General features: G+C 46.8%; 31 protein-coding genes. 10 read left to right on the top strand and 21 right to left on the bottom strand.

Translation table 11 applies throughout. The features are described 5' to 3' along the window. The first annotated feature begins 116 nt into the window (after window positions 1-116). Window positions 117-1007, top strand: a complete 891-nt coding sequence (locus ASG89_RS25050) for a cation diffusion facilitator family transporter (RefSeq protein ID WP_057313735.1) — start codon at window positions 117-119, stop codon at window positions 1005-1007. 40 nt (window positions 1008-1047) lie between these two features. On the opposite strand, the gene thrS is transcribed toward ASG89_RS25050, so the two are convergent. The 7 genes from thrS to ASG89_RS25015 form a co-directional block, all read right to left on the bottom strand. Beyond that, the gene (gene thrS / locus ASG89_RS25045; RefSeq protein WP_057313734.1) at window positions 1048-2961 is read right to left on the bottom strand and encodes a threonine--tRNA ligase; all 1914 of its coding nucleotides are present in this window, start codon (window positions 2959-2961) and stop codon (window positions 1048-1050) included. A 504-nt stretch (window positions 2962-3465) separates the two neighbouring features. After that, window positions 3466-4449 carry a peptide-methionine (R)-S-oxide reductase MsrB gene (gene msrB / locus ASG89_RS25040; RefSeq protein WP_057313733.1) on the bottom strand — a complete coding sequence of 328 codons (984 nt, stop codon included), beginning with the start codon at window positions 4447-4449 and terminating at the stop codon, window positions 3466-3468. 117 nt (window positions 4450-4566) lie between these two features. Then, the gene (locus ASG89_RS25035; RefSeq protein WP_057313732.1) at window positions 4567-5499 is read right to left on the bottom strand and encodes a manganese-dependent inorganic pyrophosphatase; all 933 of its coding nucleotides are present in this window, start codon (window positions 5497-5499) and stop codon (window positions 4567-4569) included. A gap of 148 nt (window positions 5500-5647) precedes the next feature. Next, a complete protein-coding gene (locus tag ASG89_RS25030) occupies window positions 5648-6433 on the bottom strand; it encodes a polysaccharide deacetylase family protein (RefSeq protein WP_063868146.1) in 786 nt (261 codons plus the stop codon). Window positions 6434-6620: 187 nt separating this feature from the next. Then, the gene (locus ASG89_RS25025) at window positions 6621-7172 is read right to left on the bottom strand and encodes a DUF1697 domain-containing protein (RefSeq protein WP_057313730.1); all 552 of its coding nucleotides are present in this window, start codon (window positions 7170-7172) and stop codon (window positions 6621-6623) included. Window positions 7173-7219: 47 nt separating this feature from the next. Further along, window positions 7220-8080, bottom strand: coding sequence for an HAD-IIB family hydrolase (locus ASG89_RS25020; protein WP_057313729.1), 861 nt, complete (start codon window positions 8078-8080; stop codon window positions 7220-7222). Continuing rightward, window positions 8077-8556: a GNAT family N-acetyltransferase gene (locus tag ASG89_RS25015; RefSeq protein WP_057313728.1), complete on the bottom strand. Its 480-nt coding sequence runs from the start codon at window positions 8554-8556 to the stop codon at window positions 8077-8079. The genes ASG89_RS25020 and ASG89_RS25015 overlap by 4 nt, the downstream gene beginning before the upstream one ends. A gap of 170 nt (window positions 8557-8726) precedes the next feature. On the opposite strand from ASG89_RS25015, the gene ASG89_RS25010 reads away from it, so the two are divergent. From ASG89_RS25010 to ASG89_RS25000, 3 genes are all read left to right on the top strand, one after another. Then, window positions 8727-9503, top strand: a complete 777-nt coding sequence (locus ASG89_RS25010) for a threonine/serine exporter family protein (RefSeq protein ID WP_057313727.1) — start codon at window positions 8727-8729, stop codon at window positions 9501-9503. A 1-nt stretch (window position 9504) separates the two neighbouring features. Next, entirely contained in the window at window positions 9505-9936 is a 432-nt protein-coding gene (locus ASG89_RS25005) for a threonine/serine exporter family protein (RefSeq protein WP_200963531.1), read from the top strand. A gap of 147 nt (window positions 9937-10083) precedes the next feature. Continuing rightward, window positions 10084-10779, top strand: a complete 696-nt coding sequence (locus ASG89_RS25000; RefSeq protein ID WP_057313726.1) for a class I SAM-dependent methyltransferase — start codon at window positions 10084-10086, stop codon at window positions 10777-10779. Window positions 10780-10795: 16 nt separating this feature from the next. Here the strand turns inward: ASG89_RS25000 and ASG89_RS24995 are convergent, their stop codons facing one another. The 5 genes from ASG89_RS24995 to ASG89_RS24980 form a co-directional block, all read right to left on the bottom strand. Next, complete coding sequence (locus tag ASG89_RS24995; RefSeq protein ID WP_057313854.1) at window positions 10796-11242, bottom strand: DUF2269 family protein; 447 nt, start codon at window positions 11240-11242, stop codon at window positions 10796-10798. 60 nt (window positions 11243-11302) lie between these two features. Continuing rightward, window positions 11303-11650, bottom strand: coding sequence for an ASCH domain-containing protein (locus ASG89_RS24990; RefSeq protein ID WP_057313725.1), 348 nt, complete (start codon window positions 11648-11650; stop codon window positions 11303-11305). A 93-nt stretch (window positions 11651-11743) separates the two neighbouring features. After that, complete coding sequence (locus tag ASG89_RS36675; RefSeq protein ID WP_157276793.1) at window positions 11744-11917, bottom strand: hypothetical protein; 174 nt, start codon at window positions 11915-11917, stop codon at window positions 11744-11746. 108 nt (window positions 11918-12025) lie between these two features. Beyond that, window positions 12026-13027 (bottom strand): aldose 1-epimerase, encoded by a 1002-nt coding sequence (locus tag ASG89_RS24985; protein WP_057313724.1) that lies wholly within the window; start codon window positions 13025-13027, stop codon window positions 12026-12028. A 160-nt stretch (window positions 13028-13187) separates the two neighbouring features. Next, window positions 13188-14030: a helix-turn-helix transcriptional regulator gene (locus ASG89_RS24980; protein WP_057313723.1), complete on the bottom strand. Its 843-nt coding sequence runs from the start codon at window positions 14028-14030 to the stop codon at window positions 13188-13190. A 113-nt stretch (window positions 14031-14143) separates the two neighbouring features. On the opposite strand from ASG89_RS24980, the gene fabF reads away from it, so the two are divergent. Then, the gene (fabF, locus tag ASG89_RS24975; protein ID WP_057313722.1) at window positions 14144-15379 is read left to right on the top strand and encodes a beta-ketoacyl-ACP synthase II; all 1236 of its coding nucleotides are present in this window, start codon (window positions 14144-14146) and stop codon (window positions 15377-15379) included. A gap of 420 nt (window positions 15380-15799) precedes the next feature. Here the strand turns inward: fabF and ASG89_RS24970 are convergent, their stop codons facing one another. From ASG89_RS24970 to hrpB, 3 genes are read right to left on the bottom strand one after another with little or no spacing between them, the layout of a single operon-like run. Beyond that, window positions 15800-16063, bottom strand: a complete 264-nt coding sequence (locus tag ASG89_RS24970; protein WP_057313721.1) for a hypothetical protein — start codon at window positions 16061-16063, stop codon at window positions 15800-15802. After that, window positions 16056-16775: a lipase family protein gene (locus tag ASG89_RS24965; RefSeq protein WP_057313720.1), complete on the bottom strand. Its 720-nt coding sequence runs from the start codon at window positions 16773-16775 to the stop codon at window positions 16056-16058. The genes ASG89_RS24970 and ASG89_RS24965 overlap by 8 nt, the downstream gene beginning before the upstream one ends. A 33-nt stretch (window positions 16776-16808) precedes the next feature. Continuing rightward, window positions 16809-19295, bottom strand: coding sequence for an ATP-dependent helicase HrpB (gene hrpB / locus ASG89_RS24960; protein ID WP_057313719.1), 2487 nt, complete (start codon window positions 19293-19295; stop codon window positions 16809-16811). Between the two features lie 162 nt (window positions 19296-19457). Between hrpB and ASG89_RS24955 the strand changes: the two genes are divergently transcribed. Together ASG89_RS24955 and ASG89_RS36670 are read left to right on the top strand one after the other, a co-directional pair. Then, the gene (locus ASG89_RS24955; RefSeq protein ID WP_056621204.1) at window positions 19458-19712 is read left to right on the top strand and encodes a YpbS family protein; all 255 of its coding nucleotides are present in this window, start codon (window positions 19458-19460) and stop codon (window positions 19710-19712) included. A gap of 14 nt (window positions 19713-19726) precedes the next feature. Continuing rightward, the gene (locus tag ASG89_RS36670; RefSeq protein ID WP_157276792.1) at window positions 19727-19891 is read left to right on the top strand and encodes a hypothetical protein; all 165 of its coding nucleotides are present in this window, start codon (window positions 19727-19729) and stop codon (window positions 19889-19891) included. A 93-nt stretch (window positions 19892-19984) separates the two neighbouring features. Here the strand turns inward: ASG89_RS36670 and ASG89_RS24950 are convergent, their stop codons facing one another. Genes ASG89_RS24950 through ASG89_RS24940 form a run of 3 tightly spaced genes read right to left on the bottom strand, consistent with a single transcriptional unit; the run spans window position 19985 to window position 21245 of the window. After that, window positions 19985-20620 carry an NUDIX hydrolase gene (locus ASG89_RS24950; RefSeq protein WP_057313718.1) on the bottom strand — a complete coding sequence of 212 codons (636 nt, stop codon included), beginning with the start codon at window positions 20618-20620 and terminating at the stop codon, window positions 19985-19987. Window positions 20621-20665: 45 nt separating this feature from the next. Beyond that, window positions 20666-20920 (bottom strand): DUF2164 family protein, encoded by a 255-nt coding sequence (locus tag ASG89_RS24945; protein ID WP_057313717.1) that lies wholly within the window; start codon window positions 20918-20920, stop codon window positions 20666-20668. A gap of 16 nt (window positions 20921-20936) precedes the next feature. Beyond that, entirely contained in the window at window positions 20937-21245 is a 309-nt protein-coding gene (locus ASG89_RS24940) for a Dabb family protein (protein ID WP_057313716.1), read from the bottom strand. 171 nt (window positions 21246-21416) lie between these two features. Here ASG89_RS24940 and ASG89_RS24935 point away from each other — a divergent pair, with 171 nt between their 5' ends. The 3 genes from ASG89_RS24935 (at window position 21417) to ASG89_RS24925 (ending at window position 23187) form a co-directional block, all read left to right on the top strand. Beyond that, a complete protein-coding gene (locus ASG89_RS24935) occupies window positions 21417-21596 on the top strand; it encodes a hypothetical protein (protein ID WP_057313715.1) in 180 nt (59 codons plus the stop codon). Window positions 21597-21759: 163 nt separating this feature from the next. Beyond that, complete coding sequence (locus ASG89_RS24930; RefSeq protein WP_057313714.1) at window positions 21760-22746, top strand: YpdA family putative bacillithiol disulfide reductase; 987 nt, start codon at window positions 21760-21762, stop codon at window positions 22744-22746. Window positions 22747-22881: 135 nt separating this feature from the next. After that, window positions 22882-23187 carry a hypothetical protein gene (locus tag ASG89_RS24925; protein WP_235549908.1) on the top strand — a complete coding sequence of 102 codons (306 nt, stop codon included), beginning with the start codon at window positions 22882-22884 and terminating at the stop codon, window positions 23185-23187. Window positions 23188-23251: 64 nt separating this feature from the next. On the opposite strand, the gene ASG89_RS24920 is transcribed toward ASG89_RS24925, so the two are convergent. The 3 genes from ASG89_RS24920 to ASG89_RS24910 all read right to left on the bottom strand — a co-directional run bounded on the left by ASG89_RS24920 (window position 23252) and on the right by ASG89_RS24910 (window position 25457). Then, the gene (locus ASG89_RS24920; protein WP_057313713.1) at window positions 23252-23812 is read right to left on the bottom strand and encodes a DNA-3-methyladenine glycosylase I; all 561 of its coding nucleotides are present in this window, start codon (window positions 23810-23812) and stop codon (window positions 23252-23254) included. A gap of 93 nt (window positions 23813-23905) precedes the next feature. Beyond that, window positions 23906-24694, bottom strand: a complete 789-nt coding sequence (locus ASG89_RS24915; protein WP_057313712.1) for a TatD family hydrolase — start codon at window positions 24692-24694, stop codon at window positions 23906-23908. After that, the gene (locus ASG89_RS24910) at window positions 24681-25457 is read right to left on the bottom strand and encodes an ABC transporter ATP-binding protein (protein ID WP_082593573.1); all 777 of its coding nucleotides are present in this window, start codon (window positions 25455-25457) and stop codon (window positions 24681-24683) included. Before ASG89_RS24910 ends, ASG89_RS24915 begins: the two co-directional genes overlap by 14 nt. Window positions 25458-25469: the final 12 nt, after the last annotated feature.

Here is a 25469-nt window from a genome sequence, read left to right as displayed (position 1 = left end):
TATGACGAATTTTGATAGTTTAGTAGTTTTATATAAAAAAAACAGCCCAATCCCCCGACCTTAGGTCGAGGGATTTTTTTTCCTTCGGGAAACACTTCTGTAGGAGGTCATCATTCATGCACGTCAACAACAAGTCATCCGTCTGGGCCATCTGGCTCTCCCTCATCAGTAACATTTTATTAACGTTTATCAAAATTATTATTGGTCTCATTTTTAACAGCGAAGTACTTCTAGCAGACGGAGTTCATAACGCAGGAGACATCATTGCAACCATTGCCGCACTTAGCGCTATGCGTATTTCCAAGCTCCCCGCGGATGAAGATCATCCCTATGGCCATGGAAAAGCCGAAGTTCTGGGATCGGGCTTTGTTGCTTTCATTCTTGTGGTAGCAGCCATGTATATCGGGTACCACGCGGTTACAGCGCTATTCCACGAGCCAAGTGCGCCTAGCCTCATTGCTTTAATCGCTTCTGCGGTTTCTGTTGTATGGAAATATCTTCTTTATATATACACCATCCGGATCGGGCGCAGTACCAATAGTAAAAGCTTGATTGCAACTGCACATGATCATTTAGCCGATGTGTATGCCTCACTTGCTGCTGTTATAGGTATTGGTTTGGCTTTCATAGGTAAAGCTTATGACATTCACTGGTTAGCCTATGGCGATGCAGCCGCTGGGGTCATTGTATCCCTCTTAGTTCTGAAGTTAGGCATTGAAATGGCCAAAGAATCCTTCGATATCCTCATGGAAAAAACCGTCGATCAACACATGCTTTCGCAATACACTGCGTTGATCGAAGCGGTTCCTGGCGTGAAACGTATTGATCGTGTACGTGCAAGAGAGCACGGTCATTATATTCTGGTAGATGCGCGAATTTCCGTACCAGGAGAGCTTACGATTCAACAAGGGCACGACATCTCACGTGCCATCAAGAAATCCATTATGGATCACCATAGTGACGTAGATGAGGTACTTATACACTTGAATCCGTGGTATGACAAATAATCTCGCTATTCGAGGATGAACGCGCGGGAGCAATTCGAGGTTATTGCTTTGCCGCAATTTCTGAAATGATTTGCTCCATAATTTCCGAAAGCGATCTAATTCCTAGATCACCCTCTCCCCGTTTTCTGATGGAGACTCCGCGGGAGATTTGTTCTTTTTCACCAAGAATGAGCATGTACTTGACTTTGTCTAACTGGGCTTCGCGGATTTTATAGCCTAATTTCTCTGCACGTGCATCCATTTCCACGCGTATCCCTGCCTCTTCAAGCGATTTCTTCACTTGGAAGGCATAATCCAAATAGTGATCTGAAACTGGCAGCAATTTAACTTGAACAGGTGCTAACCACAACGGGAAAGCTCCAGCAAAATGCTCTGTTAAAATCCCGATAAAGCGATCAATAGATCCATATACAGCTCGATGAATCACGACTGGCCGATGCTTGAGACTGTCATCCCCGATATAAGTTAAATCGAATTTCTCTGGCATTTGGAAATCCAATTGAATCGTTCCGCACTGCCAGCTCCGCTTCAGCGCATCAAGGATGTGAAAATCTATTTTGGGCCCGTAGAAAGCGCCATCCCCTTCATTAATGCGGTACGCGATCCCTCTTTTATCCAAGACATTCTTCAACGATTGTTCCGCTTGATCCCAGAGTTCACTCGAACCCATATAATCAACCGGTCGTGTTGACAGCTCGATTCGATACTGAAAGCCAAACACTTGATATACATGCGAGATCAGCTCAATGACCCGACCGATTTCATCCTCAATTTGTTCTGGCAACACGAAGAGATGGGCATCATCCTGACAAAAAGTACGCACGCGCATCATCCCATTCAGAGCACCTGAATATTCATGACGATGCACCTGACCAAATTCCGCAAGGCGAATCGGCAATTCCCTGTAGGAGTGTAAGCTATTTTTATAGATCAGCATGTGACCTGGGCAATTCATCGGTTTAAGCGCGCACTTCGTTTCGTCTACATGCGTGAAGTACATATTGTCTTTATAATGATCCCAGTGTCCCGATTCCTCCCAAATGCGATTATTCATCATCAGAGGTGTACGCACTTCGTCATATTCTCTCAGGCGCTGTAACTCTCGAGCGAAATTCTCAAGCTCATTCCGCAGGATCATCCCCTTCGGCAAATAAAAAGGCATGCCCGGCGCTTCTTCCGAGAACATAAAGAGTTCAAGCTCTTTGCCAAGCTTACGATGATCACGTTGCTTCGCTTCTTCGAGCCTATGCAGATGTTCATCAAGCTGTGCTTTCTTCAGAAATGCAGTGCCATAAATCCTTTGCAGCATGGGGTTCTTCGCATCACCTCGCCAGTACGCCCCTGCTACATGGAGCAGTTTAAAAGCTTTAATTCTTCCTGTCGAAGGAATATGAGGCCCTCGGCAGAGGTCGAAGAATTCACCTTGGTCATAGATCGAAATCAACACGTCTTCCGGCAGATCTCGGATAAGCTCAAGTTTATAGGACTCATTCAACTTCGCAAAAATGTCCAATGCTTCTTCTCGGCTGACAACTCGCCGTACAATCGGCAAGTTTTCTTGTATAATTTTACCCATCTCATCTTCGATTGCTCGCAAATCATCACTTGATAATGGTTTATCAATATCGATATCATAATAGAAACCATCTTCGATGACCGGCCCTATTCCCAGCTTAATGGCCTGAAAACCATAGATGCGTTTAAGCGCTTGAGCTAGTACATGTGCTGTGCTGTGTCGATAAATCGCTAACCCTTCTTCACTTTCCCAAGTGACGATTTCAATGTGGCCATCCGCATCAACTTGTTGCTGTAAATCAACCAATTGTCCTTTCATTTTGCCAGCAATAGCTTGCTTCCTCAGTCCCACACTAATCGATTCAGCAACTTGTTCAATTGTCGTACCTTGTTCGTACCTCCTACTTGTTCCATCTGGCAAAATCACTTGAATATCCATGCCTTCTTACCTCCCTTTCCTTGTAGTTGTGAACGCAAAAAAACGCATCTCGCCCAGAAAGGGACGAGTGCGTTCAGCTCGTGGTTCCACCCTAATTCGACTTGCCTAGCGCAAGTCCTTATTAGTATCCGTTATCGGGGATAAGACGGTGTCACTTACTTCCATGCTTCAATTCCCATAGGTTCAGCGTCACAGCTACAAAGGGGTAATTTTCAACCGGCAACAGGAGAAGATTTCAGCTAGTACTTCTCTCTCTGGGCAGTTCGTGAAGAAAATCATGTCTTTGATCATAACTTCGTATGTGATTATGGAATTCATATTACCTACTACAGCAGGTCAACGTCAAGGGGCATTCGAGGATAAAATAACTATACCCATTCTCTCCTAGACATACTGTACGACCGTGAACATGCCACCTGTTGGCTTCGTCATATTATTCGAGGTATGATACGGCACATGACATTGAAGCGACCAGAACACCGTCCATACGATTCGGCGCATCAATTACTTCCGATCGAAGAATTGGAGGTAAGCGCCGTAGCCTTCCTTCTTCATGTCAGCCAGTGGAATGAATCGCAAAGAAGCCGAATTGATGCAATAACGAAGACCATTTGGACCTGGACCATCATTAAAAACATGACCCAAATGCGAATCCCCCTCTGTGCTCCGCACTTCTGTACGCACCATGAAATGACTCGTATCTGTTACTTCTTTCACATGTCCTTCGAATAATGGCTTGGTGAAACTTGGCCAGCCGCAGCCTGAGTCGAATTTATCATAAGAGGTAAATAAGGGCTCGCCTGAGACGATATCCACGTAGAGACCTATTTCTTTGTAATCGTGGAACTCATTCTGGAAGGGACGCTCTGTTGCATTGTTTTGCGTAACTTCGTATTGCAAAGGGGTAAGTGATTTCTTGCGCTCTTCTTTATCCTTCGCTGTGTTCCAAAATTGTGAGATATAAGCGTCGCGACCTGAGCCTTTGCGGTAGGCTTTGTAGTGAAGCGGATTTTTGTGATGATAATCCTGATGATACTCTTCCCCTGGATAAAAGGCTTCCGCATCTATTCGCTCGATTTCCGTCACGATGGGGCGATCGAATCGACCGCTGTCCTGCAGCGCTTGTTTGGATGCCTCTGCTTTAGCGAGCTGCTCGTCGCTATGGGCAAATATCGCCGTCCGATAAGAGGATCCCCGATCATGAAATTGTCCGCCAGCATCGGTCGGATCAATTTGACGCCAAAATGTATCAAGCAATTTATCGTAAGGGTACAATTCAGGGTCAAATGTAATTTGCACAGCTTCCGCATGCCCTGTCGTTTCAGAACAAACCTCTTTATATGTCGGATTGGTCGTGTGCCCGCCAATATATCCGGAAACAACTGAAATAATGCCTGGCAGTGACTCGAAAGGCGTCACCATACACCAGAAACAACCTCCTGCAAACGTCGCTTTATCTAAATGAACTCCATGGATTGAATCTGTCATGTTTATCTCCACCTCTTTCTCAAAGTATTCTCTTATCATACCAAAAGTTAGCGGTATAACCAAAAAACACCGTCCAATGATATGAACGGTGCTCATTAATGCGCTAATGTATGTATCCTACAGGTTGTTGAAAATATCTGTAAGCACAGGTACAATTTGTGATTTACGTGAAACAACGCCTTTAAGTAAGGCTTTGTTATCAACAAGAGAAACGTTGTAAGCTTTCTCAACTGCGTCTGCTTTACGTCCAAGAGCAAGACCTACGGAGTCATTGTTCAGAATGTCCGTAACAACGAACAAGAACAAGTCTAGGTTTTTCTCTGCAATAATCGCTCCAAGCGCTGCTTCGATTTCTGCTTGCCCAGAAAGTACATCGTTCACATCAACCGCATTGACTTGTGCGATCTCTGCTTTGTAGCCCCCTAATTGGAATTCTTTGGCATCCAAAGAAATCAATTGCGCTACAGTTTTGTCGCTAAGATCCGCACCTGCTTTAAGCATGTTCAGACCATAAACTTCAGCGTCTACACCAGCGATTGCAGCTAGCTCACGAGCAGCCGCAACATCTTGCTCAGTGCACGTTGGAGATTTGAATAGTAAGGAATCAGAAATGATGGCAGAAAGCATCAAACCAGCGATATCAGCATCGATGGAAACACCGTTTTCTTTGTACAATTTATTTAAAATCGTTGCTGTGCAACCAACTGGCTCCGCGCGGTAGTAAAGCGGGTGACTCGTCTCGAAGTTAGCAATACGGTGGTGGTCAATAACTTCCACAACACGTACTTGATCGATGTCGCTAGCGCTTTGTTGGCGCTCAACGTGGTCAACCAAGATGACATTGGCTGCTTCGTTAGCAACGGTTTGAACTTCACGTGGAGAAGCTACTTTAAAAGTATCAAGTGCGAATTGCGTTTCACCGTTAACGGAACCTAGGCGAACCGCTTCTACTTCTTGACCTAATTTTGTTTTCAGTGCTGCATAAGCAATTGCGGATGTGATTGAATCCGTGTCTGGGTTTTTATGACCGAAAATAAGTGTTTTTGACATTGTACGACTCCTTAAACGACACATTTTAGTGAGAGTGGCTATCATCTCTATATACGATTATACTCAAAAATTTGGGTAAATCCACTATTAAACTTGGCGTGTTCCTAAATCCACTAGTAGACTGTCAAAATACTAAATTGAATCTCGCCTACTGTGGCGTCGGTTTGGTTAATTGCTGCACCCACTCTTCGAATGGTTGTTGGCTGTCTACGACGATGCGATGCAGCTCTAGCGGAGATTGATCTGACGAAGCCCAACCTGGGTGCGTGGTGAAGGCATACGAAAAGTTTGCCTTGCGTAAAACCCTTAAAGTCGTACGGTTGTAATCACCGTACGGATAAGCGAAGGTATTCGCTGGTTTCCCCAGCTCTTGCTCGATCTCGGCGCGCGCAGCGTGTATCTCCTCTCGCTGCGCTTTCTTGCTGAGCTTGGGCAGATGCGGGTGCGTCACCGTGTGTGACGCAATATCCCAGCCTGCTCCGCTCAGCTCCTTCACCTGCGGCCAGGTAAGGTACCCTGGCGTATTGATGAGACCCGTCGACACGTACAGCGTCGCCGGGAAGTTGTGTTGCTGGAGGATAGGCAACGCCACCTCCGCATTATTGGCATAGGCGTCATCGAACGTGAGCAGCACGGGGTGAGCCGGTGACGGCATCTTGTGTGAGAGGACGCTGGCGAACTCGTCCAGCGTCAACGGGGTGTAGTGATGCGCGGCCAAATAGTCCATTTGGCGCGCGAACGTATCGGGGTGGAGCACGTACGTGTTCCCCGGGGCCACCCCGATGCTGTGGTAGTTCAGCACGGGGATGGCCACCCCGTGCTTGGCCGCCGCTGGCGTGGCGAAGCACGCCAGGAGGAGTGCCGCGAGCAGCAAGGCTGCGCGCTGCGGCGGCAAGAGCCATAAGCGCAATCTCTTGGTATTCTTGGTATTCATGTTCCAAAGGTTCATCTTGGGTCGCCTGCCTCTACTGAACACGCATGTCCATTGATTGAACTGACTGATCTCCTAAGCCTCCCCTATCGACTCGTCGAATATGCAAAAAATCCCAAGTACATTAGCTACTTATCTAAGTCGGTTTTTTCGACTTACACAGCCGCTGCTCGGCGTCCGGAGCAGCAACCTATTTCCCCGCTTCGGCTTCCCCCGCCAACTGAATCAACTTATTCACCGTTTCCCAATTTCGCGTGGTAGCTGATACCCCTAGCTTCTTCTCAATGAAGTTGTTACTGAATTTGGAGTCGCCGTAGTTTTTCCGGATGAGCAGGTACACGGTTAAACCCTTAACGTGGTACTCGTCTACTTCACTTTGCGCTGCATCTAGCTTAGCAAGTGCCACTTCTGTTGGCGCTTGCGATAAGAATGTGACGTATCGCTGCTCATTCTCATCCACACGCGGATAAGGAGTGTCCTGTACCACCTCTTGCAGCTCCGCAGGTGTGCGAATAATAACGGGGATATCAAACGTCAGCTGCTCCTTCAACTCATGAACGATCCGATCTCGAAGGATCGCAATATCTACCTCCGCAGCATCAAAAATCACATTTCCACTCTGAATATAAGTACTTACATTTGTGAAATCCATCGATTCGAACAGCTGTCTCAGCCTGTCCATTTTAATAATTTTCTGACCACTCACATTGATTCCACGCAACATAGCGACGTACCGAGCCATAGAATTCCCTCCCTAATCACTCATTCTACATATCAATTCCCCACAACTTACCCTACCTCGTTTGCCTGCATACGAGCCATACAGCCTGCGATATATACAGCTACGCCATTCTCATCATTACTCACGACAATTTCATCCGCCAGTTGCACAATTTCTGGATGCGCATTAGCCACAGCAATTTTACGACCTGCTTCAAGGAACATACCGGTATCGTTCAAATTATCACCAAATACCGTCACATCATCGGACGTACATCCAACGAGCTCCGCCCATAACCGCAGACCCATCTGCTTATTGGCTTCCGGATGACTGAATTCAAGGAAATAATGACCAGCAATGTAATTATCCTTCATCAAATGTACATGGACCTCTGATCCCATGACTTCCTGAACCGCTGTTTTCAAAGGGAGAAGCTCCTCCACCAACCCGATGTACGTCAGAATTAACGTTCGTAATGCTGCCGTACTGCACACCTCATCGACCTCTTGAAATCTCGGATCATTCGGCCGACTAGCCCTAAATTGAAGATCCCCCGAACGAACCAACTTTTCATGATGTACCCGCTCGTTATCCTGATCATCGAGTGCAAACAGCAGCGGTGTGATCCCAAAACTTTTGCCCAATTGAATAATCGTATTACTCAGCTCACAATCCAACCAACGCCCGCCAAGGACCCGCTTCTCTACAGGATCAAACAACATCGCCCCATTATATAATACAAGTGGATATCGCCACGGTATTGCCGAAACGACTGCCTGCGAGCTCTGATAACTACGTGCAGTTGCGTAACTAATGACCATTCCCCGCTCAAGCGCTGAAGTTATGACACTTATCGTATAGTCCGATGGCTTCGCATGAGAGTTCAACAAAGTTCCGTCCAAGTCGGTTAAGAAATAGTTTATATTCATCCGATTTTTTTCTCAAAGCATAGACTGCTCTTGCTTCCTATGTATTCTCCAAAGCAAGCGATAGGGTAATATCCACATTTGGTATAGAACGCTACGGCTTCAGGTTGGGCTTCGCCAGCTTCCAATCGAATCGTATGATGACCAAGTCTCAAAGCCTCTTTTTCCAAAAATGCAAGTAAATCCGTCGCTATTCCCTGTTTGCGATACGTCGAGTCAACGAAGAAACGCTTCAACTCCGTATAATCCTGATTAATCGGACGTAAAGCACCACAACCAACCGGAATCCCTTCCAATAGCGCAATCGCAAATGTTATCTGCTCAATAGAAGGATCGTCAAAATCAACAAAATAAATCTCCTCTATGGGGTATCTAGCCATTAAATCTTGATCCAACTTCGCAATTAAGTCATGTAAAATAGGATCTGAATGTTGAACGAATTTAATTTCTAAGCTCACAAATAATCCTCCATGTTCCATGTTTAACTGTCTTCTTCCTTGCTCATAATTGTTTTCATTTTTATTCAAGCATTATATCATAAACGCATGGAAAATTTGCCTATGCCTCATTTCTCCCGCTCATTTTCAAAAGTTAACAATATGATCTATACTAAGGTCAATTATTCCAAAACAGAAAGGATACGGATCACATGGCGCACCTGCCTGCAGCGACGAACTATGAAATCGCACAAGTGTGTTTACTCGCCGGTAAAATCATGCTGGAAAACGGCGGCGAAACCTATCGGGTTGAAGATACGATGACCCATGTGGCCGAAGCCTTTGGTATTCCTAATTCTCATAGCTTTGTCACGCCTACTGGCATCATTTTCTCGATTGATGGGCCTGAGCAGACGACCCGCCTCATTCGCATTTCTTCGCGATCAACGGATTTGCGGAAAGTAACTGTCGTGAATGCTATTTCTCGCAGAATCAGTCAAGGTGAATTATCACCTTCAGCGGCGTATCAGGAGCTTGAGGCGCTCAGTACCGATACGCGCAGATATCCCGCTTGGCTGCAGGCCTCGGCCGCTGCAGTTGCGAGTGGTTGTTTTCTCATCATGTTTCAAGGTACATGGTCCGATTTCTTCCCCGCTTTCCTTGCTGGTGGAGTGGGTACGATCTCGGTGACTTTTCTCCATCGTTTAGTTCCGATTAAATTTTTCTCGGAATTTCTCGCATCATTAATTATTGGACTTATTGCCTATTTAACAGTCATAACAGGACTCGGCCATAATCTGGATAAGATTATCATTGGCTCTGTCATGCCGCTCGTACCTGGGCTGCTAATCACCAATGCTGTGCGTGATTTGATGGCCGGCCATTTCGTATCTGGCGTGTCCAAAGGCGCGGAAGCCTTCTTGACCGCATTCGCCATCGGCGCTGGAATAGCATTTGTCTTAACATTTTATCCAGGGAAGGGGTTCTAGTATGGATATGTTGGAGCAGCTCGTAACAAGCTTCATTGCGACGTCCGCTTTCGGCATCATATTCAATGTCCCTCGAAGAACGCTTGTACAATGCGGGTTTGTAGGGATGATTGGTTGGATGCTCTATTTCTCTTTTCAAAAAGCGTATCTGGATCCCATCTTGGCTACACTTATTGCGTCCTTTGTTGTCACGATTATTTCTCAATTTTTCGCGAAAATATATAAAACACCCGTCATCGTTTTCAGTGTCTCCGGGATCATCCCCTTAGTCCCTGGTGGACTAGCCTATGACGCCATGCGCAATGTCGTACAAAATCATTACGACGTCGCTGTGCAGCTCGCTGCGAAAGCTTTTCTACTTTCTGGAGCAATCGCCATTGGACTGGTGTTCTCAGAAGTCATAAACGTGTTGTTGAGACGAACTCGAGCCTAATTCATATAAAAATGAATAAGACTCTATTGTTTAATAGTTTATTCCTATAGGTCTATGTGATTTATGTCTTGGATTTTTTACCAACAGCCCTTTACACTTAGGGTATCAAACAATTATGCCAAGGATTGGAAATGGAGCTGAAGATACATGACTGACAATGACAACCATAATATTTTAACGAAATTCGATGAAATTGCTCAAAAGTACGACAGCCAACGCAGAAAGTTGATTCCTTGCTTCGATGATTTTTACAACACGGCCGCTTCTTTGGTCCAATTAGACCAACAAACACCGCGAATTCTTGATTTAGGGGCAGGGACGGGACTTTTCTCCTCCTATATGCTGCGATCGTACCCGCATGCACGGTTAACCTTGATTGATCTGTCGACGGGGATGCTTGATATAGCCAAAGAAAGATTTGCTGATGCTGGAGCTTCGGAAGTGACTTACCAAGTTGGGGATTATTCGTCCTTTGAGGATGGGGAGCCTTATGATGCCATTATCTCCTCCCTCTCCATTCATCATTTGGAAGATGAGGCTAAACAAGCACTGTATGCACGCATTTTCCACTTATTGAAACCAGGTGGGGTGTTCGTAAATGCGGATCAAGTCTTAGGAAAGACTCCCTTCCTTGATGGCTTATACCGTTCGGATTGGGTCGCTAAAATAGAAGCCACAGATCTATCTCCAGAAGCGCTACAAGCCGCCTACGAGCGTACGAAGCTGGACAGAATGGCTCCACTAGATACGCAGCTTGGCTGGCTTAGCGACTCCGGGTTTACGGATGTGGACTGCGTTTACAAATCCTATAATTTTGTCGTGATGTTTGCTAGAAAGCTTTAATAAGTTTCACTAAGCTTTACCAGATCGTCGGTTTGGATACCATGAACCACATCATTGCAAGCGTAATGATCACATACAAGATCAAAGCTTTACGCAGCTTGTTTACAAGTAAATTACGATCTTCATGCGGAGCTTTGAGTTGGCGCAACAGTGGAGAGAAGGCACGTGCAATGAAGTAAAGCGAAGCGACCATAATCAGGACTGTTGCGACAATCCAGGAGGTTTTCCAACTCCAAGCCGTAATCCATGTTAGAAGAATACCAGTGGCGACCAACACATGTCCTGCATGCTTCGTCAGTCGAACGGTAATCCGAAAAGGCTCTAAGTAATCAGACAGCGACTCGAATGGTGCTCTACGGATAAGGGCTAATAAAGGAAATAGTACGAAATAAGGACCGATGCTTAACACAACGCTGAAAATATGTATATAAAGCATGATAATATACCAAGACAAGTTGATCATCCATTCTGTCAATAATGTGAATAAACCGTGTGAATCCAATGATCCACACGGTTCTTTGTCTTATTCGGCTTTTTTGAATTCGTGTACCCAGACTTTCATCTGTGGCAGCCAAGGCATACCAGGATGCATGGCAAGAATACTGTCGCGATACTCATCAACGGTTTCGTGACCTTCTTGTTTCGCATGCTCAGCTGTAAGTTCACCCAATGCTTGTTGGTACACGTTGGTTACCGTAAAGGATGTGCCTTGCAAATCCATGGTTTCACCAATATCCGCATAACGACCATTGCGACGACAAGCCGTCTTTTGGCCAGCAAGCACTTTGCTTACTTCTGCTTCTTTCGTAACTAGTCGATCAATGGAACACGTTTTTGGTGGTAATGTCTCATTTACATTCGTTTCACTCATGTTGTTCCCTCCTTTTGCCAGTTTTCATTATAGCGAATCCGTTTCGCTTTGTCGAACTGACCAATTCCTTTAGATCCACATCAGAAGCAGAAATTACTCCCTCAAAGCTTCCTTCAGCTTCGTTGACATACTCTCCATGAAACCCGACGCAGGTGGCTTAATACCGCGCAGACGCGCGATTTCCGCCTTTAATCTCTCATTTTCAGAATACAATGCCTCAACTTTGGCGATCATCTGATCTCGATCTAAGTGATCCCACTTCCCCATCCTTACCCCTCCTAGACTCAAAAACACCCCCTCCTCGCAAATCGATCATCCCATCGGATTCTCTCGATGCATCAAAGGGGGTGGTTCCTATTGCTAATTATTTAACGATTATTTCGTGATTTTGATCGCATATAGTCTTGCGGTTTCTTCCCAAACTTCACCTGGTTCTAAGGAGACAAGTCCAATTTGATCGGCAGGTAGATCCATATTCGGCGCATTAACCAAATTCATTTGAGGTTCAGGGCAGAAGAAGCCTTCTGTTTTGCCATTGTTCCAGATCATCCATTGCTTATAGGAAGTCCCTACATCATAAACAAGTTTGATGCCTTCACGCGCATCAGTCAGTGCCATGAAGTTACGGCTATTTTGCGGTACACTCGTATAATGATTATCCATACCTTCAAAGAATGGCGATAGACCGCCAACTTTCATTTTCTCTTCATCTGCAGAAAGTGCTTGGTACTCGCCAGTTGGCAGCATACGCTCGTTCAACGCCCAACGCTCACCGATCGTCATTTGGAACGTGTAATCGGAAGGCTGGCTGTTGACGGCAAAAGGTGCGTTAATCGTTGTATGGAACGCCAACAAGCAAGGCATCGCTTCATTGCCTTCATTATGTACGGAAATCTGTTGATGCAAACCTTGCTCATTCAAGGTATAGATCAAGCGGATTGTAAAGTCAAAAGGTAAGAATTCATGAACGGAATGTCCCTCACGCACTCGCAAAGCTAATGCGACACGACTTTCATTGGCATCACTGCTGAAATTCTCAACAGCCCATGGAATATTGTGTACAAATCCGTGCAGATGATTACCTGTCTTAGGCTCATTGACTGGGAATTGGAATACGTTCCCTTTCCAAGGGAATTTGCCATCCTCATAACGGTTCGGCGGGAATAGCACAGGAATTCCATGAACGATCGGACGTTCTTTAAACGCTTCCATCTCCTCTAGTGCTGGCTCGCGCAAGAAACGGTATTCTTTCTCTATATCACGGAATGCAATCAGATTTGCACCAACATCTGGCAAAACTACCGCTTCATAACGCCCAGCTTGCAGCCAAATCGCTTGTTCTCCGTTGTACGTTCCTTCATATGCTTTGGTCGACATCTCTACATTCTCCTCCTAAATAACTGCTTGTCTTCTGTCCAATATGTGGATGGACACATTAAATTCACTTTAGCCCATGTGAGCAAAAAAAGTCAATGGACGTAAAAAATTAGTGTCGCTTCATCTTTGTATGAAACGACGTTAATGTGTCAAATAGTTGCTATTCAACTAATTTGCTCATCAGCAGTCTAATCTTCGTATCCGTATCAGATCCGATAGATGGCGTATATACACTGCATCTTAGATCCGTTCTTCCTTGCACCTGCAAGGTCGTTAGATCGAACAACATTTTCCCCACCTTGGCATGTCGAAATTCAATGAAAACTTCAGGGGCAGTGCTGACATCACTCTCGTTCCAAAAGACACGAAAATCCTTGCTCCTCTCACTCAGTTCCTCAATAAACTCGCTATACCAGTTGTCTCCCACATATTGACCATAATAGGAACGAAACATCGACAAGAAGCCTTTAGCGAAGTCGCTCCAATTCACAGCCAGTGATTTCAATTCTTTCCGGGTAAAAAGCAGCCATATCATATTCCGCTCCCCCTCTGGCAGTTTAGCAAAGTCAAGAAAGACTGCCGCAGCCGCTTGATTCCAACCAACAATGTGACATCGGCGATCCGAAACAATCGTGGGGCAATCATGAAGCTCAGTTAATATCCGATTCAAAGCCGGACTTATCGTCGGTATTTGATCAACAAAGCTCGCTGGCGCTGGTTGTTCCAACGCTAAACTGAACAAATATTGACGCTCATCCTCATTCAATTGTAAGGCAAATGCAATGCGATCAAGTACTTGTACGGACATTTTGATATCTCTTCCTTGTTCCAGCCATGTATACCAAGTCGTACTTACACCAGCAATCGTTGCGACTTCTTCTCGGCGCAAACCCGGCGTCCGACGCCTGCTTCCGCCTAACAGACCAACTTCATGCGGCTGGATACGTGACCGATGTGCCGTTAGAAAGTTAGATAATTCTTGAAGCCTCTCCTTCGTGTTCATGCTTGTGTTTCCTCCTCAGCCTAGTATCATAGAAGCAATTATACCAGTATAAACGATAACTTGTAATAGGATAAACAGTGTGACATTCTAATAAAAAAAAGGAGGACGACACGATGAAACGGGTAGTTATAACAGGAATGGGAGTTATTTCGCCGATAGGAAATAATGTGGATACATTCTGGGGGAATTTGACGACAGGGCAATCTGGTATTTCTAAAATAGAGCATTTCGACACATCGGATTACAAAGCGAACTTCGCTGGCGTTGTGCGGGATTTCGATGCCGAAGCCGCCGTTGGACGTCGGGAGGTTCGACGTATGGATCGCTACTGCCAGTTCGCCGTTGCGGCAGCTAAACAAGCCCTCGATGACGCTAATCTCGTGATAGATGCCTCCAACGAAGAACGTATTGGCGTCTATATCGGCTCTGGCATTGGCGGCATCCAAACAATCTTAGACAACTATAGAACGCTGCTGGCTCGAGGGCCAAGCCGAGTCAGTCCGACTGTTGTTCCGATGATGATTGCCAACATGGCGGCTGCACAGGTTAGCATTTTGTACGGCGCCAAAGGGCCTACCCTGGCTCCCGTTACCGCCTGCGCAACGGGAAATAACGCCATTGGCGAGGCCTTCAAGCTCATCCAGCGCGGAGGCGCAGATGCCGTTATTGCCGGCGGCGCCGAAGCGACGGTCACCGACCTCGCGCTCGCAGGCTTCGGCAATGCAACCGCGTTGTCGACGCGCTGCGACGCGCCGGAGCAGGCGAGCCGCCCGTTCGACGCGCAGCGCGACGGGTTCGTCGCCGCCGAAGGCGCCGGCGTCTTGGTCTTAGAGTCGCTCGAGCATGCGGAGCGACGCGGGGCTCGGATCCATGCCGAGATCGTCGGCTATGGATCCACCTCGGACGCCTACCACATCGTGGCGACCGATCCTGAGGGCTCGGGGGCTTACCGAGCCATGCGCGAAGCGCTGGTTGATGCGAGGATCGACGCATCGGAGATCAGCACCATCAACGCGCACGCGACGAGCACCGTCGCGGGTGATCTCTCGGAGACGCTCGCGATCAAGCGTCTGCTTGGCCGCAGCGCTTACGATGTGCCGATCAGCGCCAACAAATCCATGATCGGCCACATGCTTGGCGCCGCCGGCGGTGTCGAGGCCGTTGCCCTGATCAAAACCTTACAAGACAGCCTCATCCCTCCGACTATCAACTTGGATAATCCCGATCCACAGTGTGATCTTGATTATGTGCCACATGTGGCGAGGTGCGCTGAGCTAAGGTATGGGTTATCAAGCTCATTTGGTTTTGGCGGGCATAATGCCGTGTTGATATTGAAACGGTTTGAGTGAAGCGTGGTAACGGCACATCTCTTCACTGTTCTGCAAAGCGGAGAATGACAATTTTCAAATAATGTCAGTTGTTAGATGTTATTTCGCTGGGTGGCGTAACGATAGTAACTAACCTGAGAGCATCACATCACTATTCTGCAAAGTCAAGAATGACAATTTTCAAATAATGTCAGTTGATATTTGTAATTTGGCAGTTCTGAAAAAGGTTGTATCCCCCTAACGCACATCACATCATTGTTTCAACTATGAAAAGTGACAAAATTCAATTAATGTCATTTGTAAGAGGTAACATGACTAATACTTCTGTTTAATAATTCGGCCAAGTTGTTACCGGTAAATATCACCAACCGCTAACCACGACAAAAACCCGCGCAATAAGCGCGGGTTTACGTGTGTTAACTTTCTGAGTGTGGGGATGACTTATTTCGCTAATGTTTCTCTTGCTGCGTTCACGAGTAAATCGAAATGCTCGTCTTCTTCTAACAATTCTTCAACAGCCTCAATATCCTCTTCTTTGCCGGATTCACGTAGGAAGTGAAGGGCGTAGCTCCAGTCGTTCTTGCCTCTTGTACTTTGGAGTGTGATTTCGTACGGAATCTCATGACCTTCGACTTTGAATTCCACATGCCCGAGGTAGCCATCTTCTTTGCTGTGTTCCATACTTGCTTTTAAAATTTCAATCATATTCAACATCCTTTTCGAGTGTTTGCAGCCATGTCCAAATCGCGTTCATGGTAGTTTGTAAATTGGACACATTTTCCCATAGATAGGGATTGTGATCTCTAAAATAATCAGCATGACTCCCGATAATTGGGAGCATGAGCTGGTGAATCGGCGCATGTTTCACACGGTTCCAGCCGTAAATGCCAAATCGTGTTCGACTCCACCCACCCCATGTTCCAAGCCTTGGAATGGGATCGCGTGATTGATTCTGCGGATTCATAGCATGTACGTACAACACTTTGTTTTTTAATGATGCTGGAATTGCACATCTCGGCGATCCAATTTGGATGACAGCAAGGATGTTCTGCCCATCAAGAGCACATTCCTCCGCCGCCATTATCGAGGCCACCGCACCAGCGCTATGTCCGATAAATATGAGCTTTTGACCGTGCCCCCTAGTCGATTCCACGAGCTCGCGCAAGCTTTTGCCGCCATATACAGATTTCTTACGATGCGCATTATGCCACATATCACGTATGATTTCGGTCAGCTGCCCATGTTTCGTTCGGTCCCAATCACCGTATGGAAAGTGAACATGAACACGCACACGTCTGCCTGCTTGCTCATATCGCGAAACAAGTTTTGAAGCAAAGTCATCTAAGAAGTTAGACGCGGTTGCAAATCCAGCTGAAACATAGATAGCAATGTCTGTGGTATCAGCGTGAATGTTCATGACTTGCTCCGTTCCTTTCTAAGTTAAATGGGGTCAGGTTCTAGGTTTTGCACGGTTCGTCGGGATCGCTGCCATGGGATCATCAGGCCAGTAGTGCTTGGGGTAGCGGCCTTTTAGATCTTTTTTCACTTCGAAGTAGGCTTCACGCCAAAAGCTAGCCAAATCCTTCGTCACTTGCATCGGACGGTGTGCTGGCGACAGCAAGTGCAAAGTGATAGGTACCCTTCCTTTGGCAATTCGAGGCGTGTCTGCTAATCCAAACATCTCTTGCAAACGTACAGATAGCGTCGGTGATTCCATGTTGCTATAGTCAACTGGGATTCGTGACCCACTCGGCACTTGAATGTGTGTAGGCGCCCATTCGTCTAACGAACGTCGCTGCTCCCATGTTAGCATTTCTTCTAATAGGCTTGTCAAGTTAAGGCGGCTCAAAGCTCCTTTACTTTTCAGTCCATACAGATGCGGACCTGCCCATTCTTCAATGGTTTCCAGCAGTGTTTCATCACGAAGATCAGGCCAATTGTCCGTAAAACGGTATAGAAAGATGCTGCGTTCTTGAAGTTGACGTGCCGTTCGGGTCCAAGGTAGGATTTCTAAGGATTCTGATCGTATCCCTGCAAGTAAGGCCTGTAATACGAGATCTGGATCGGGTTCGTGAAGCGGCTTATCTTTGAGTGTGAGCGAACCAAGCTGCCACCGTTCTCTCGCTCGCACTGACCCCACCTCACGATCCCACTCTACAACCTGTTCCTTGCGGATGTGAGTTTCAAAAGCGGTGAACACCTGCTCCTCTTCGAGTGGAGCAGCAAGATAGATGCGGCTCTCGACCCCGTTATCGTCCAGCTCTGCTGCGACGATATATCGCTCGTTCGAGAGCGGCTGCAGCTCCGGCAGCACGGCCCCGCGGCCGTTCGCGAGCGTAAACCGCCCCGCCGACCGTCGCTGCGCGACACGGTCGGGGAAAGCGAAGGCGAGCAGCAGCCCGCTCGCCTCTGCAGGGCTCACGCTCGGCCGGATGCCGAGCGACTGCATCAAGACCTTTGCCTCCGCCGTTATACGGCGGCAAAGGTCAAGGTCCACCCCCTCGCGCGCGTCGCCACGCAGCGCGCGCCAGAGCTCTTCGATGCGGCTGCGCACATCCGCATCCCGACTAGCGGCGCGCATGAAATCGCGCTCGCTGAGCATGACCGCGAGCTCGCACGCCAGTGCGCCGAGCTCGAGCGGGATGGCTTGCAGCACCATGTGCGCAAGCCGCGGGTGCAGGCCTAACGCCGCGACACGCTTGCCGTGCGGCGTTAGGCCTCCGTCCTCGTGCAGCGTGCCTAGCTGCACGAGCAGTTCCCGCGCCTGCTGATAGGCTGCAGCAGGCGGTGGATCTAGCCAGACCAGCGCAGCGGGGTCTGGCGCGCCCCAGGCGGCAAGCTCCAGCGCCAGCGGAGCGAGATCAGCTTCGCGGATCTCGGGCGTTGAGCTCGGCGGGAGCTGCCGGTGCTCGGTCTCGGTCCACAGGCGGTAACACACGCCTGGACCGAGACGCCCTGCTCGGCCTCTGCGTTGATCGGCAGAGGCAACGGAAACTGGCACTGTCGTCAGACGGGTCATGCCGGTGCGAGGCGAGAACCGCGGCACACGCATGAGGCCGCTGTCGATCACAACCGTGATCCCCTCGACTGTCAGGCTGGTCTCGGCGATCGAGGTGGCCAGCACGATTTTGCGATGGCCAGGCGTGCGGACAGCCGCCAGCGCTTGGTCTTGTGCTTCTATAGAGAGATTCGCATACAGCGGTGCGATCTCCACTGTGGGTCCTAATCGCAATGCCGCAAGTCCATTGGCGACACGATGGATTTCCGCCGCACCTGGCAGAAATACGAGTAGACTGCCAGCGTGCTCACGTAATGCTTGCCCAATGCTTGCGACTATTGCAGGTTCTATTCTCCCTACTACTTTCTGTTGGAGATAGTGAGTTGCAACGGGATACGTTCGGCCCTCACTCTCAATAATCGGCGCATCATCTAGAAGTGCAGAAATCTCTTTTGCTTCCAGAGTTGCGGACATCAGCAAGATTCTTAAGTCTTCCCGAAGTAATAGTTGTGATTGACGACAGAGAGCAAGCCCAATATCTGCATGCAGGCTGCGCTCATGAAACTCATCAAATATGACGATGCCAACCCCATCCAAGGCAGGATCCTGCTGCAGCATACGGGTTAGAACGCCTTCCGTGATAACTTCAATCCGAGTTTTCGGTCCAACACGTGTATCATTTTTCACCCGATAACCAATCGTCTGACCGACTTCCTCACCTAACAGCTTAGCCATGAAACGTGCTGCTGCGCGGGCTGCAAGTCTTCTTGGCTCGAGCATGAGGATCTTTTGGCCTTGCAGCCACGCCGCCTCCAATAAAGCTAATGGAACCTGCGTTGTTTTGCCCGCCCCAGGCTGCGCGACTACGATTGCACAGGTTCGTTCTTGTAAGGTATGTACGAGTTGTGGAAGTATTGCTTTTATAGGTAACACGTTCATGGGGATCACTCCGAGCTATCTATCTTATTAATGCCATTACATGTTCATGCAATGAATGAAAAATCACGATTTGTTCATCTGTTTTCTATGTGCAAACCTGTTCCTTGGCTTTTCTATCGTGTATACTAGAAGACAATCTAGTCACTAAAGGAGAACTTTAACATGAATGTACATGAAGCGATTTCCAAACATTCGAATGCACAGCATTTGCATCTCGTTCGATTTGCTGAGCTTGATGCGCAGCGTGAGCACGCCATTGATGCGGCTGTCGATCTGTGCAAACGCGGGCTGCCATTTAACGTTGATGCCATCAACGCGGTTACGGCCCAAATTATCGCCCATGCCCAAAAAGGTATTTCTCCACTCCGTTCCCTTGTTACTGAGGATATGGTTCGTGATTACGTAAACAAAGGGTAAGGAGATACATTTCCATGGGTGTACTAACTTTTATTTCAATGCTTATCATGGGATCTGCCTTCAGCGCAGGATTTTTGCTCTTGTTTAAGCAAAAAATTGCATGGGGAATCACCTGCATCGGCCTCTCCATCGTATGTTACATCGCGTATGTCTACGTTGCGAATGCTTATTTCGTCTAAAGATACTACGCACGAGAACCGATCAGATCAACTGATCGGTTCTTTTCCGTTCCTATCTGCAGGTCTTCATATATGGCTTCAGTGTTAACATCCTCACTTCCAACCATGTTCCCCCATCTTTTGAAAAAGCAGCTCAAAATATTCCGTTGGATGAGGAACCACTTCCTTTAACGAAATCTGCCGTATGACATCTTTGTACTCGCCGTTACTTCCTCTTTTGATCCCATTTGCCGTAATCTCCACCCGTTCACCGCTAACAAGTTGTTTAAAATCCGAAACAGTCACAGCGAATAGTCCAGTCACCTCATCGGGTTGGAGTTCATAGCTCCGCAGCGGTTGATTGCAGTGGTAAAGGAAGACATGACAGAACTCACGATCAATCAGCGTGTCCGAAATCACATCTTCCTCCGCATAGACACCGCAGGGAATTAAGTCCTCGAATGAAACGGAGAGCCCTAGCTCTTCCTCTAACTCCCTTGTCCCTTCTTCGACAGTTTCACCAGCAGCTAGATGCCCTGCACAGGAGATATCCAATAAATCTGGGAACAGATCTTTGTCAGGATGCCTTAACTGAAGCAGAAGCTTCGGTACATCCTCTTCCAAGCTGACGATCCAGCATTGGAAGGTCTGGTGCCATAGTCCCTTGGCATGAACCTCGGAGCGAGGCGCCACGCCGAGCCAATTCCTTTTCGCATCAAACACATCAAAATGCTCTTCCGACTTCTTCATAACGTTTTCCCACTCCAATCAGGCTCTTACACGAGTCAATGGACATTATCTCCGAGTAAGTTTGGTTACTTTCATCGCATAGAGATCGTCCTCTAGTACTGTCATTCGGTCTCTAACGCCTTTAATTGCATCCTCGATCGCTAGGTTATAAATAGGGGCCGTCAGTTGTTGAAGCATGTAGTCAATCAATTGCTCTGCTGCAATTTGACCTACGGTTACCCCGAGCTCGACATCTAAATGTTCCTGCAAATCACTAATGATGGCGTCTTTTTCATCCTTGGGTAATTTCAACACTTTCATCTAGACGTCCCTCCTATTATTCGAAAATTTGAAAATCGATTTCCTGAAAGGAGCTAACTTCTTTCATCCAACGCTCAGCCACATACTGGGTATGTACGGGGTGATTATTATAAGCCTCATAAGCGGCTTGATTTGCAAAAACCATAGAGAAACCATAGTCGTAATCCGCTTTAACACTTACTTGGCGCAACACTTCAAATTGCTCAACACCAGGTATGGTTGTTAGCTCTTCGGCGCTGATCTTCAGGAATTGCTCGGCATTTGCGTTGTTCTTACCCCCATGCAACTTGAAAACGACCATATGTTTAATGTTTGATGTGTTCATTTGTATTTCTCTCCTTTTCCATGCCATCTTCGCTTATTATAGCGGATTTTGCCGTAAGGAACTATATGCACTCACACTCCTAATCCACTCTGTCTAAAAAAGGGAATAAAATCCTTCTCTTTAGAACACATTAACCACGTACTGTAAATCAGAAGAAAAGGAAGTGCTCCTATGGTGGAAAATAAGAAACATGAAGGCAACTATACAGGTACTACGAACATGAATGCGGAGAATCAAGATATGGCTTTCGTCAATGATACGTTGGAAAACGCGCCAAGCACATCTTCTATCAATCTTGCCAAAGACGATATTAGTGAAGAAAATGAAGAAGAGCAGCTAAACCAAAAATAATCGGCTTCTTACGTTAGAGCAGTCCATCCATGCCCTCTTTAGGAGCAGGTGGCTGCTCTATTTTTCGTTAATTCGACTTATTTGCAAAGGTATTCAAACTTGGCATCTCCTACCTCGTGCGCTACTATAGACTAAGAAGCATGTATTGGAGGAGGTAGTTACGTTGGAACAAGTCATTGTTATTGGTGCGGGTCCTTGCGGATTATCGGCAGCTGTTGCCTTAGGGCGCGCTGGTCTGTCGCCATTACTTATAGAGAAAAGCTGTATCGTGAATGCCATTTATTTATACCCTACGTATTTACAATTTTTCAGTACACCGGAATTGCTAGAGATTGGCGGTTACTCTTTTACGACCCCGCATGATAAACCTTACCGCCAAGAGGCGCTGGTTTACTATCGTGAAGTCGCTCGCCGTGAGCAGCTGCGCATTCGATCTTATGAAGAAGCTATTCGAATTGAGCAAGTAGAAACTGGTTTCAAGGTTCATACGTCCGATCAATTTGGCAATAAAGCTACTTATGATACGCTTAAAGTCGTTGTCGCTACTGGATATTTCGATCATCCCAACTTGCTGGGTATTCCTGGGGAAGACCTTCCGAAAACGACGCATTACTACAAAGAAGCGCATCCATATGCCGGAGCGAAGGTTGCGATCATCGGCGGTAACAATTCAGCAGTCGATGCTGCCATGGATTTGCTCCGCGTTGGTGCTGATGTGACAGTCGTCTATCGAGGGAAAGATTTCTCTGCCAATATCAAACCCTGGGTCCGCCCCTTATTTGAAAGCATGGTGAACAAAGGGCGCATCCGAATGTGGTTCGACGCTCAGGTTGAACGAATAGACGAACATATCGTTTATGTGCGAAAAGGAAGCGAACACGTCACTCTGGAGAATGACTTCGTACTTGCCCTAACCGGCTTTCGGCCGGATCGGTTCCTGCTTACGGATATTGGCGTTCAGTTTCATGAAGAAACGAACGCACCGTTGGTCAACCCAGAGACCATGGAAACGAACATTCCTGGCTTATATGTCGCAGGTGTCGTCGCTTCTTCCAAATATGATGCGAACGAGATCTTCATCGAAACAGGCCGTTTGCACGGACTTTCCATTACCGAACATATCGTTAACGGGCAGAGCCATCAATCTTAGAGATTGGCGGCTTTTTTCATGTCAATTCTATGAAAATATTTCCTTTTTTTCATAGTTCCCTCTTCCATTACGAACACTTGTTTGCTATAATGAAAACAAGAACAAATGTTCTAAATAGATGAGGAGGTTGTTAACATGATGAACCCCAGTCACAATTTCCGTTTTATCGAGAGAGATTATTGGTATCAGAAGGCATTGTGTGACACTGACCATCTTTTACCTGCACAGATCGATGACATGCTTGATGAAGCGCACACCTACTATGCCGATTACACGTTCAAGTTTTATGATGATGGATCGGTGACAATCATAGATAATGACACGAACAACCGCATTAAACCAAAGGAACTTACAGGCGCTGTTTATGATTTCTACATCCGCAAACGGATTTATATGATCAAAGCTAATTTAATAGAGAAACAACTCCAACATGCCAATTGAAGTACAATAAGGCCATCTGATTCGGACAATTCGTCCTTCAGATGGCCTTATGTATTACTTCTTGTTATTCGTTGTGATAACGGAAGCAAGCTTGGCTGTGATCATTCACCATGCCCACTGCCTGCATGTACGCATAACAAATCGTTGAACCGACGAATTTGAAACCGCGTTTCTTCAAGTCTTTGCTCATACGATCTGATATGTCCGTACTGGCAGGCAATTGACGACTGTCTTCCCAATTATTCTTAATGGTCTCGCCGCCTACGAAGCTCCATATGTACGAATCAAACGTGCCGAATTCTTGTTGAACTTTCAGAAAGGATTTCGCGTTCTGAACAACGGAAGCTATTTTCAAACGATTGCGCACGATGCCGGGATTTTGGAGTAAATCCTGCAGCTTCGCCTCATCATAATTCACTATAACGTGCGGATCAAAGCCATCGAAAGCTTCCCGATAGTTATCTCGCTTCTTCAAAATCGTATACCAGCTTAAACCAGCTTGAGCGCCTTCCAAATTCAGCATCTCAAACAAGACGCGATCATCATGCACGGGAACTCCCCACTCATGGTCATGGTAATCTTGATATAAAGGGTCTTCGTTAACCCAACCGCATCGGATTGTCATGTTATTCTTCCACCTCATCCAAATATCGAACATGTGTTCTATTTCATTATAGATCCAATACGAACACTTGTCCAGTTGGATTTATTCGCGGCCTCATGACAACTGATAAAAGCGACAGGTGTTTTGGAGTAAAATTGCTGCCGTATCTTGTACGGATTTCCCCTTCAAATCAGCGATTTGACCAATTACTTCGTGAATCATACGCGGATGTGTCTCTTCACAAGCAAACGGCCCTTCAAATGGCCAAGGCCCGTCTGTCTCCACCATCATAAGCTCCAAGGGATATTTTCGAACAAGCGTTCTTATTTCATCTTCATAGAGAACATCTGGCGTAATTGATATGACATAACCAGCTTCAATCATTCGTTCGACTGTCTGACTAGGTCCTTTAAACCAATGAAAATGCGCTCGTTTAAGCCCATATTTGGCTAGAAGGTCACATACAATCTCCGCATCCTCATATACGGCATGAAGCACAACAGGCTTGTCCCACTGGGCAGCAAGCTGCAAGAAGCGCTCCAGCAGTTGAATATAAGGAGCTACGTCAAACGCCTTACCCGCCTCTTCCACTTCGTGTCGACTGTAATATGGAAGTCCAATTTCACCGACTGCGACCATTTCACTTACGTGTTCACTCATCCAACCGATTAATGTCTCCACCTGTGTTTCTGTGGGTAACTCTTGCTCTGGATGAAACCCGTAAGCCGCAAATATGCGATCTGGCGCAAGAGACTTCAATTGTTGCGTTGCTTTGCAGGAATCCAGATGTCTGGATACCACGATCAAGGCCTGCACCTGTGAAGCTTCCAGATCTGCAATAATTGACTTCGCTGACGCTTCGTTATACATATCGAGATGAATATGCGCATCAATGGCTGACATTGTTTGTTTTCTCCCGTCGCAAAAGTCCTTGAATATGCTGTCTTAATGCTACAAACTCCTGTTCCTGCATAACAGCTTCCTGACGCGGTCTTGCAAATGGTACTTTCAACTCTTCCAAGATACATGCAGGCTTATTGGAAAGGACATAGATACGATCAGACAGATAGAGTGCTTCCTCGATACTATGTGTCACAAATAGTATAGATCGTTTATTTTGCTCCCAAATGTCTAAGAGCCAAGCCTGCATTTCCAACCGCGTTAACGCATCTAAGGAGCCAAATGGTTCATCTAAGCACATAAGCTCCTGTGGACTTAACAAAGCTCGTAGAAACGATACACGCTGCTGCATCCCGCCTGATAACACATGTGGAAGTTCCCTTTCATAGCCGTCTAAACCAACTTTGGGCAGCCATTCTCTGGCTTTGTCGATCGCCGAAGCGCGCGACTCCCCTGCCACTTCCTGCCCAAGTGCCACATTTTCCTCAATGGAGCGCCATGGAAACAATGCCGGTTGTTGTGGCATGTAAGAAATAAGTCCCTTTTTACCCGTCACCTTCTCACCATCTAGCCAAACTTCGCCAGATGTCGGCTGCACGAGTCCACCAATGATATGAAATAAAGTACTCTTACCGCTGCCAGAAGGTCCAATAATGGAAACGAATTCACCTTGCTCGACATGAAGATGTATATCGGCAAGCACAGAAACTAGCCCTTTCTTATTTGGAAAGACATGGTGAATCCCCGTAAGCATTAATTTGCTCATAGTCACAGCTCC

The organism is Paenibacillus sp. Soil766, from assembly GCF_001428105.1.
Taxonomy (GTDB): domain Bacteria; phylum Bacillota; class Bacilli; order Paenibacillales; family NBRC-103111; genus Paenibacillus_E.
This window is presented reverse-complemented; position numbering and strand designations above follow the sequence as displayed.

Bases quoted from the DNA above. Each gene is read 5' to 3' on its own strand.
- ASG89_RS25025 (WP_057313730.1), bottom strand. From the start codon at position 7,172: ATGGCTCGGTACGTCGCTATGTTGCGTGGAATCAATGTGAGTGGTCAG.
- ASG89_RS24970 (WP_057313721.1), bottom strand. From the start codon at position 16,063: ATGATTGAAATTTTAAAAGCAAGTATGGAACACAGCAAAGAAGATGGC.
- ASG89_RS25050 (WP_057313735.1), top strand. From the start codon at position 117: ATGCACGTCAACAACAAGTCATCCGTCTGGGCCATCTGGCTCTCCCTC.
- ASG89_RS24980 (WP_057313723.1), bottom strand. From the start codon at position 14,030: ATGAACACGAAGGAGAGGCTTCAAGAATTATCTAACTTTCTAACGGCA.
- ASG89_RS24990 (WP_057313725.1), bottom strand. From the start codon at position 11,650: ATGAGTGAAACGAATGTAAATGAGACATTACCACCAAAAACGTGTTCC.
- thrS (WP_057313734.1), bottom strand. From the start codon at position 2,961: ATGGATATTCAAGTGATTTTGCCAGATGGAACAAGTAGGAGGTACGAA.
- ASG89_RS24940 (WP_057313716.1), bottom strand. From the start codon at position 21,245: ATGAACACATCAAACATTAAACATATGGTCGTTTTCAAGTTGCATGGG.
- ASG89_RS24935 (WP_057313715.1), top strand. From the start codon at position 21,417: ATGGTGGAAAATAAGAAACATGAAGGCAACTATACAGGTACTACGAAC.
- ASG89_RS24925 (WP_235549908.1), top strand. From the start codon at position 22,882: ATGATGAACCCCAGTCACAATTTCCGTTTTATCGAGAGAGATTATTGG.
- ASG89_RS25035 (WP_057313732.1), bottom strand. From the start codon at position 5,499: ATGTCAAAAACACTTATTTTCGGTCATAAAAACCCAGACACGGATTCA.
- fabF (WP_057313722.1), top strand. From the start codon at position 14,144: ATGAAACGGGTAGTTATAACAGGAATGGGAGTTATTTCGCCGATAGGA.
- ASG89_RS25010 (WP_057313727.1), top strand. From the start codon at position 8,727: ATGGCGCACCTGCCTGCAGCGACGAACTATGAAATCGCACAAGTGTGT.
- ASG89_RS24985 (WP_057313724.1), bottom strand. From the start codon at position 13,027: ATGTCGACCAAAGCATATGAAGGAACGTACAACGGAGAACAAGCGATT.
- msrB (WP_057313733.1), bottom strand. From the start codon at position 4,449: ATGACAGATTCAATCCATGGAGTTCATTTAGATAAAGCGACGTTTGCA.
- ASG89_RS25020 (WP_057313729.1), bottom strand. From the start codon at position 8,080: ATGAATATAAACTATTTCTTAACCGACTTGGACGGAACTTTGTTGAAC.
- ASG89_RS24965 (WP_057313720.1), bottom strand. From the start codon at position 16,775: ATGAACATTCACGCTGATACCACAGACATTGCTATCTATGTTTCAGCT.
- ASG89_RS36675 (WP_157276793.1), bottom strand. From the start codon at position 11,917: ATGGGGAAGTGGGATCACTTAGATCGAGATCAGATGATCGCCAAAGTT.
- ASG89_RS24955 (WP_056621204.1), top strand. From the start codon at position 19,458: ATGAATGTACATGAAGCGATTTCCAAACATTCGAATGCACAGCATTTG.
- ASG89_RS25005 (WP_200963531.1), top strand. From the start codon at position 9,505: ATGGATATGTTGGAGCAGCTCGTAACAAGCTTCATTGCGACGTCCGCT.
- ASG89_RS25000 (WP_057313726.1), top strand. From the start codon at position 10,084: ATGACTGACAATGACAACCATAATATTTTAACGAAATTCGATGAAATT.
- ASG89_RS24945 (WP_057313717.1), bottom strand. From the start codon at position 20,920: ATGAAAGTGTTGAAATTACCCAAGGATGAAAAAGACGCCATCATTAGT.
- ASG89_RS24950 (WP_057313718.1), bottom strand. From the start codon at position 20,620: ATGAAGAAGTCGGAAGAGCATTTTGATGTGTTTGATGCGAAAAGGAAT.
- ASG89_RS24910 (WP_082593573.1), bottom strand. From the start codon at position 25,457: ATGAGCAAATTAATGCTTACGGGGATTCACCATGTCTTTCCAAATAAG.
- ASG89_RS25015 (WP_057313728.1), bottom strand. From the start codon at position 8,556: ATGGAACATGGAGGATTATTTGTGAGCTTAGAAATTAAATTCGTTCAA.
- ASG89_RS24995 (WP_057313854.1), bottom strand. From the start codon at position 11,242: ATGATCAACTTGTCTTGGTATATTATCATGCTTTATATACATATTTTC.
- ASG89_RS36670 (WP_157276792.1), top strand. From the start codon at position 19,727: ATGGGTGTACTAACTTTTATTTCAATGCTTATCATGGGATCTGCCTTC.
- ASG89_RS25030 (WP_063868146.1), bottom strand. From the start codon at position 6,433: ATGAATACCAAGAATACCAAGAGATTGCGCTTATGGCTCTTGCCGCCG.
- ASG89_RS24915 (WP_057313712.1), bottom strand. From the start codon at position 24,694: ATGTCAGCCATTGATGCGCATATTCATCTCGATATGTATAACGAAGCG.
- ASG89_RS24920 (WP_057313713.1), bottom strand. From the start codon at position 23,812: ATGACAATCCGATGCGGTTGGGTTAACGAAGACCCTTTATATCAAGAT.
- hrpB (WP_057313719.1), bottom strand. From the start codon at position 19,295: ATGAACGTGTTACCTATAAAAGCAATACTTCCACAACTCGTACATACC.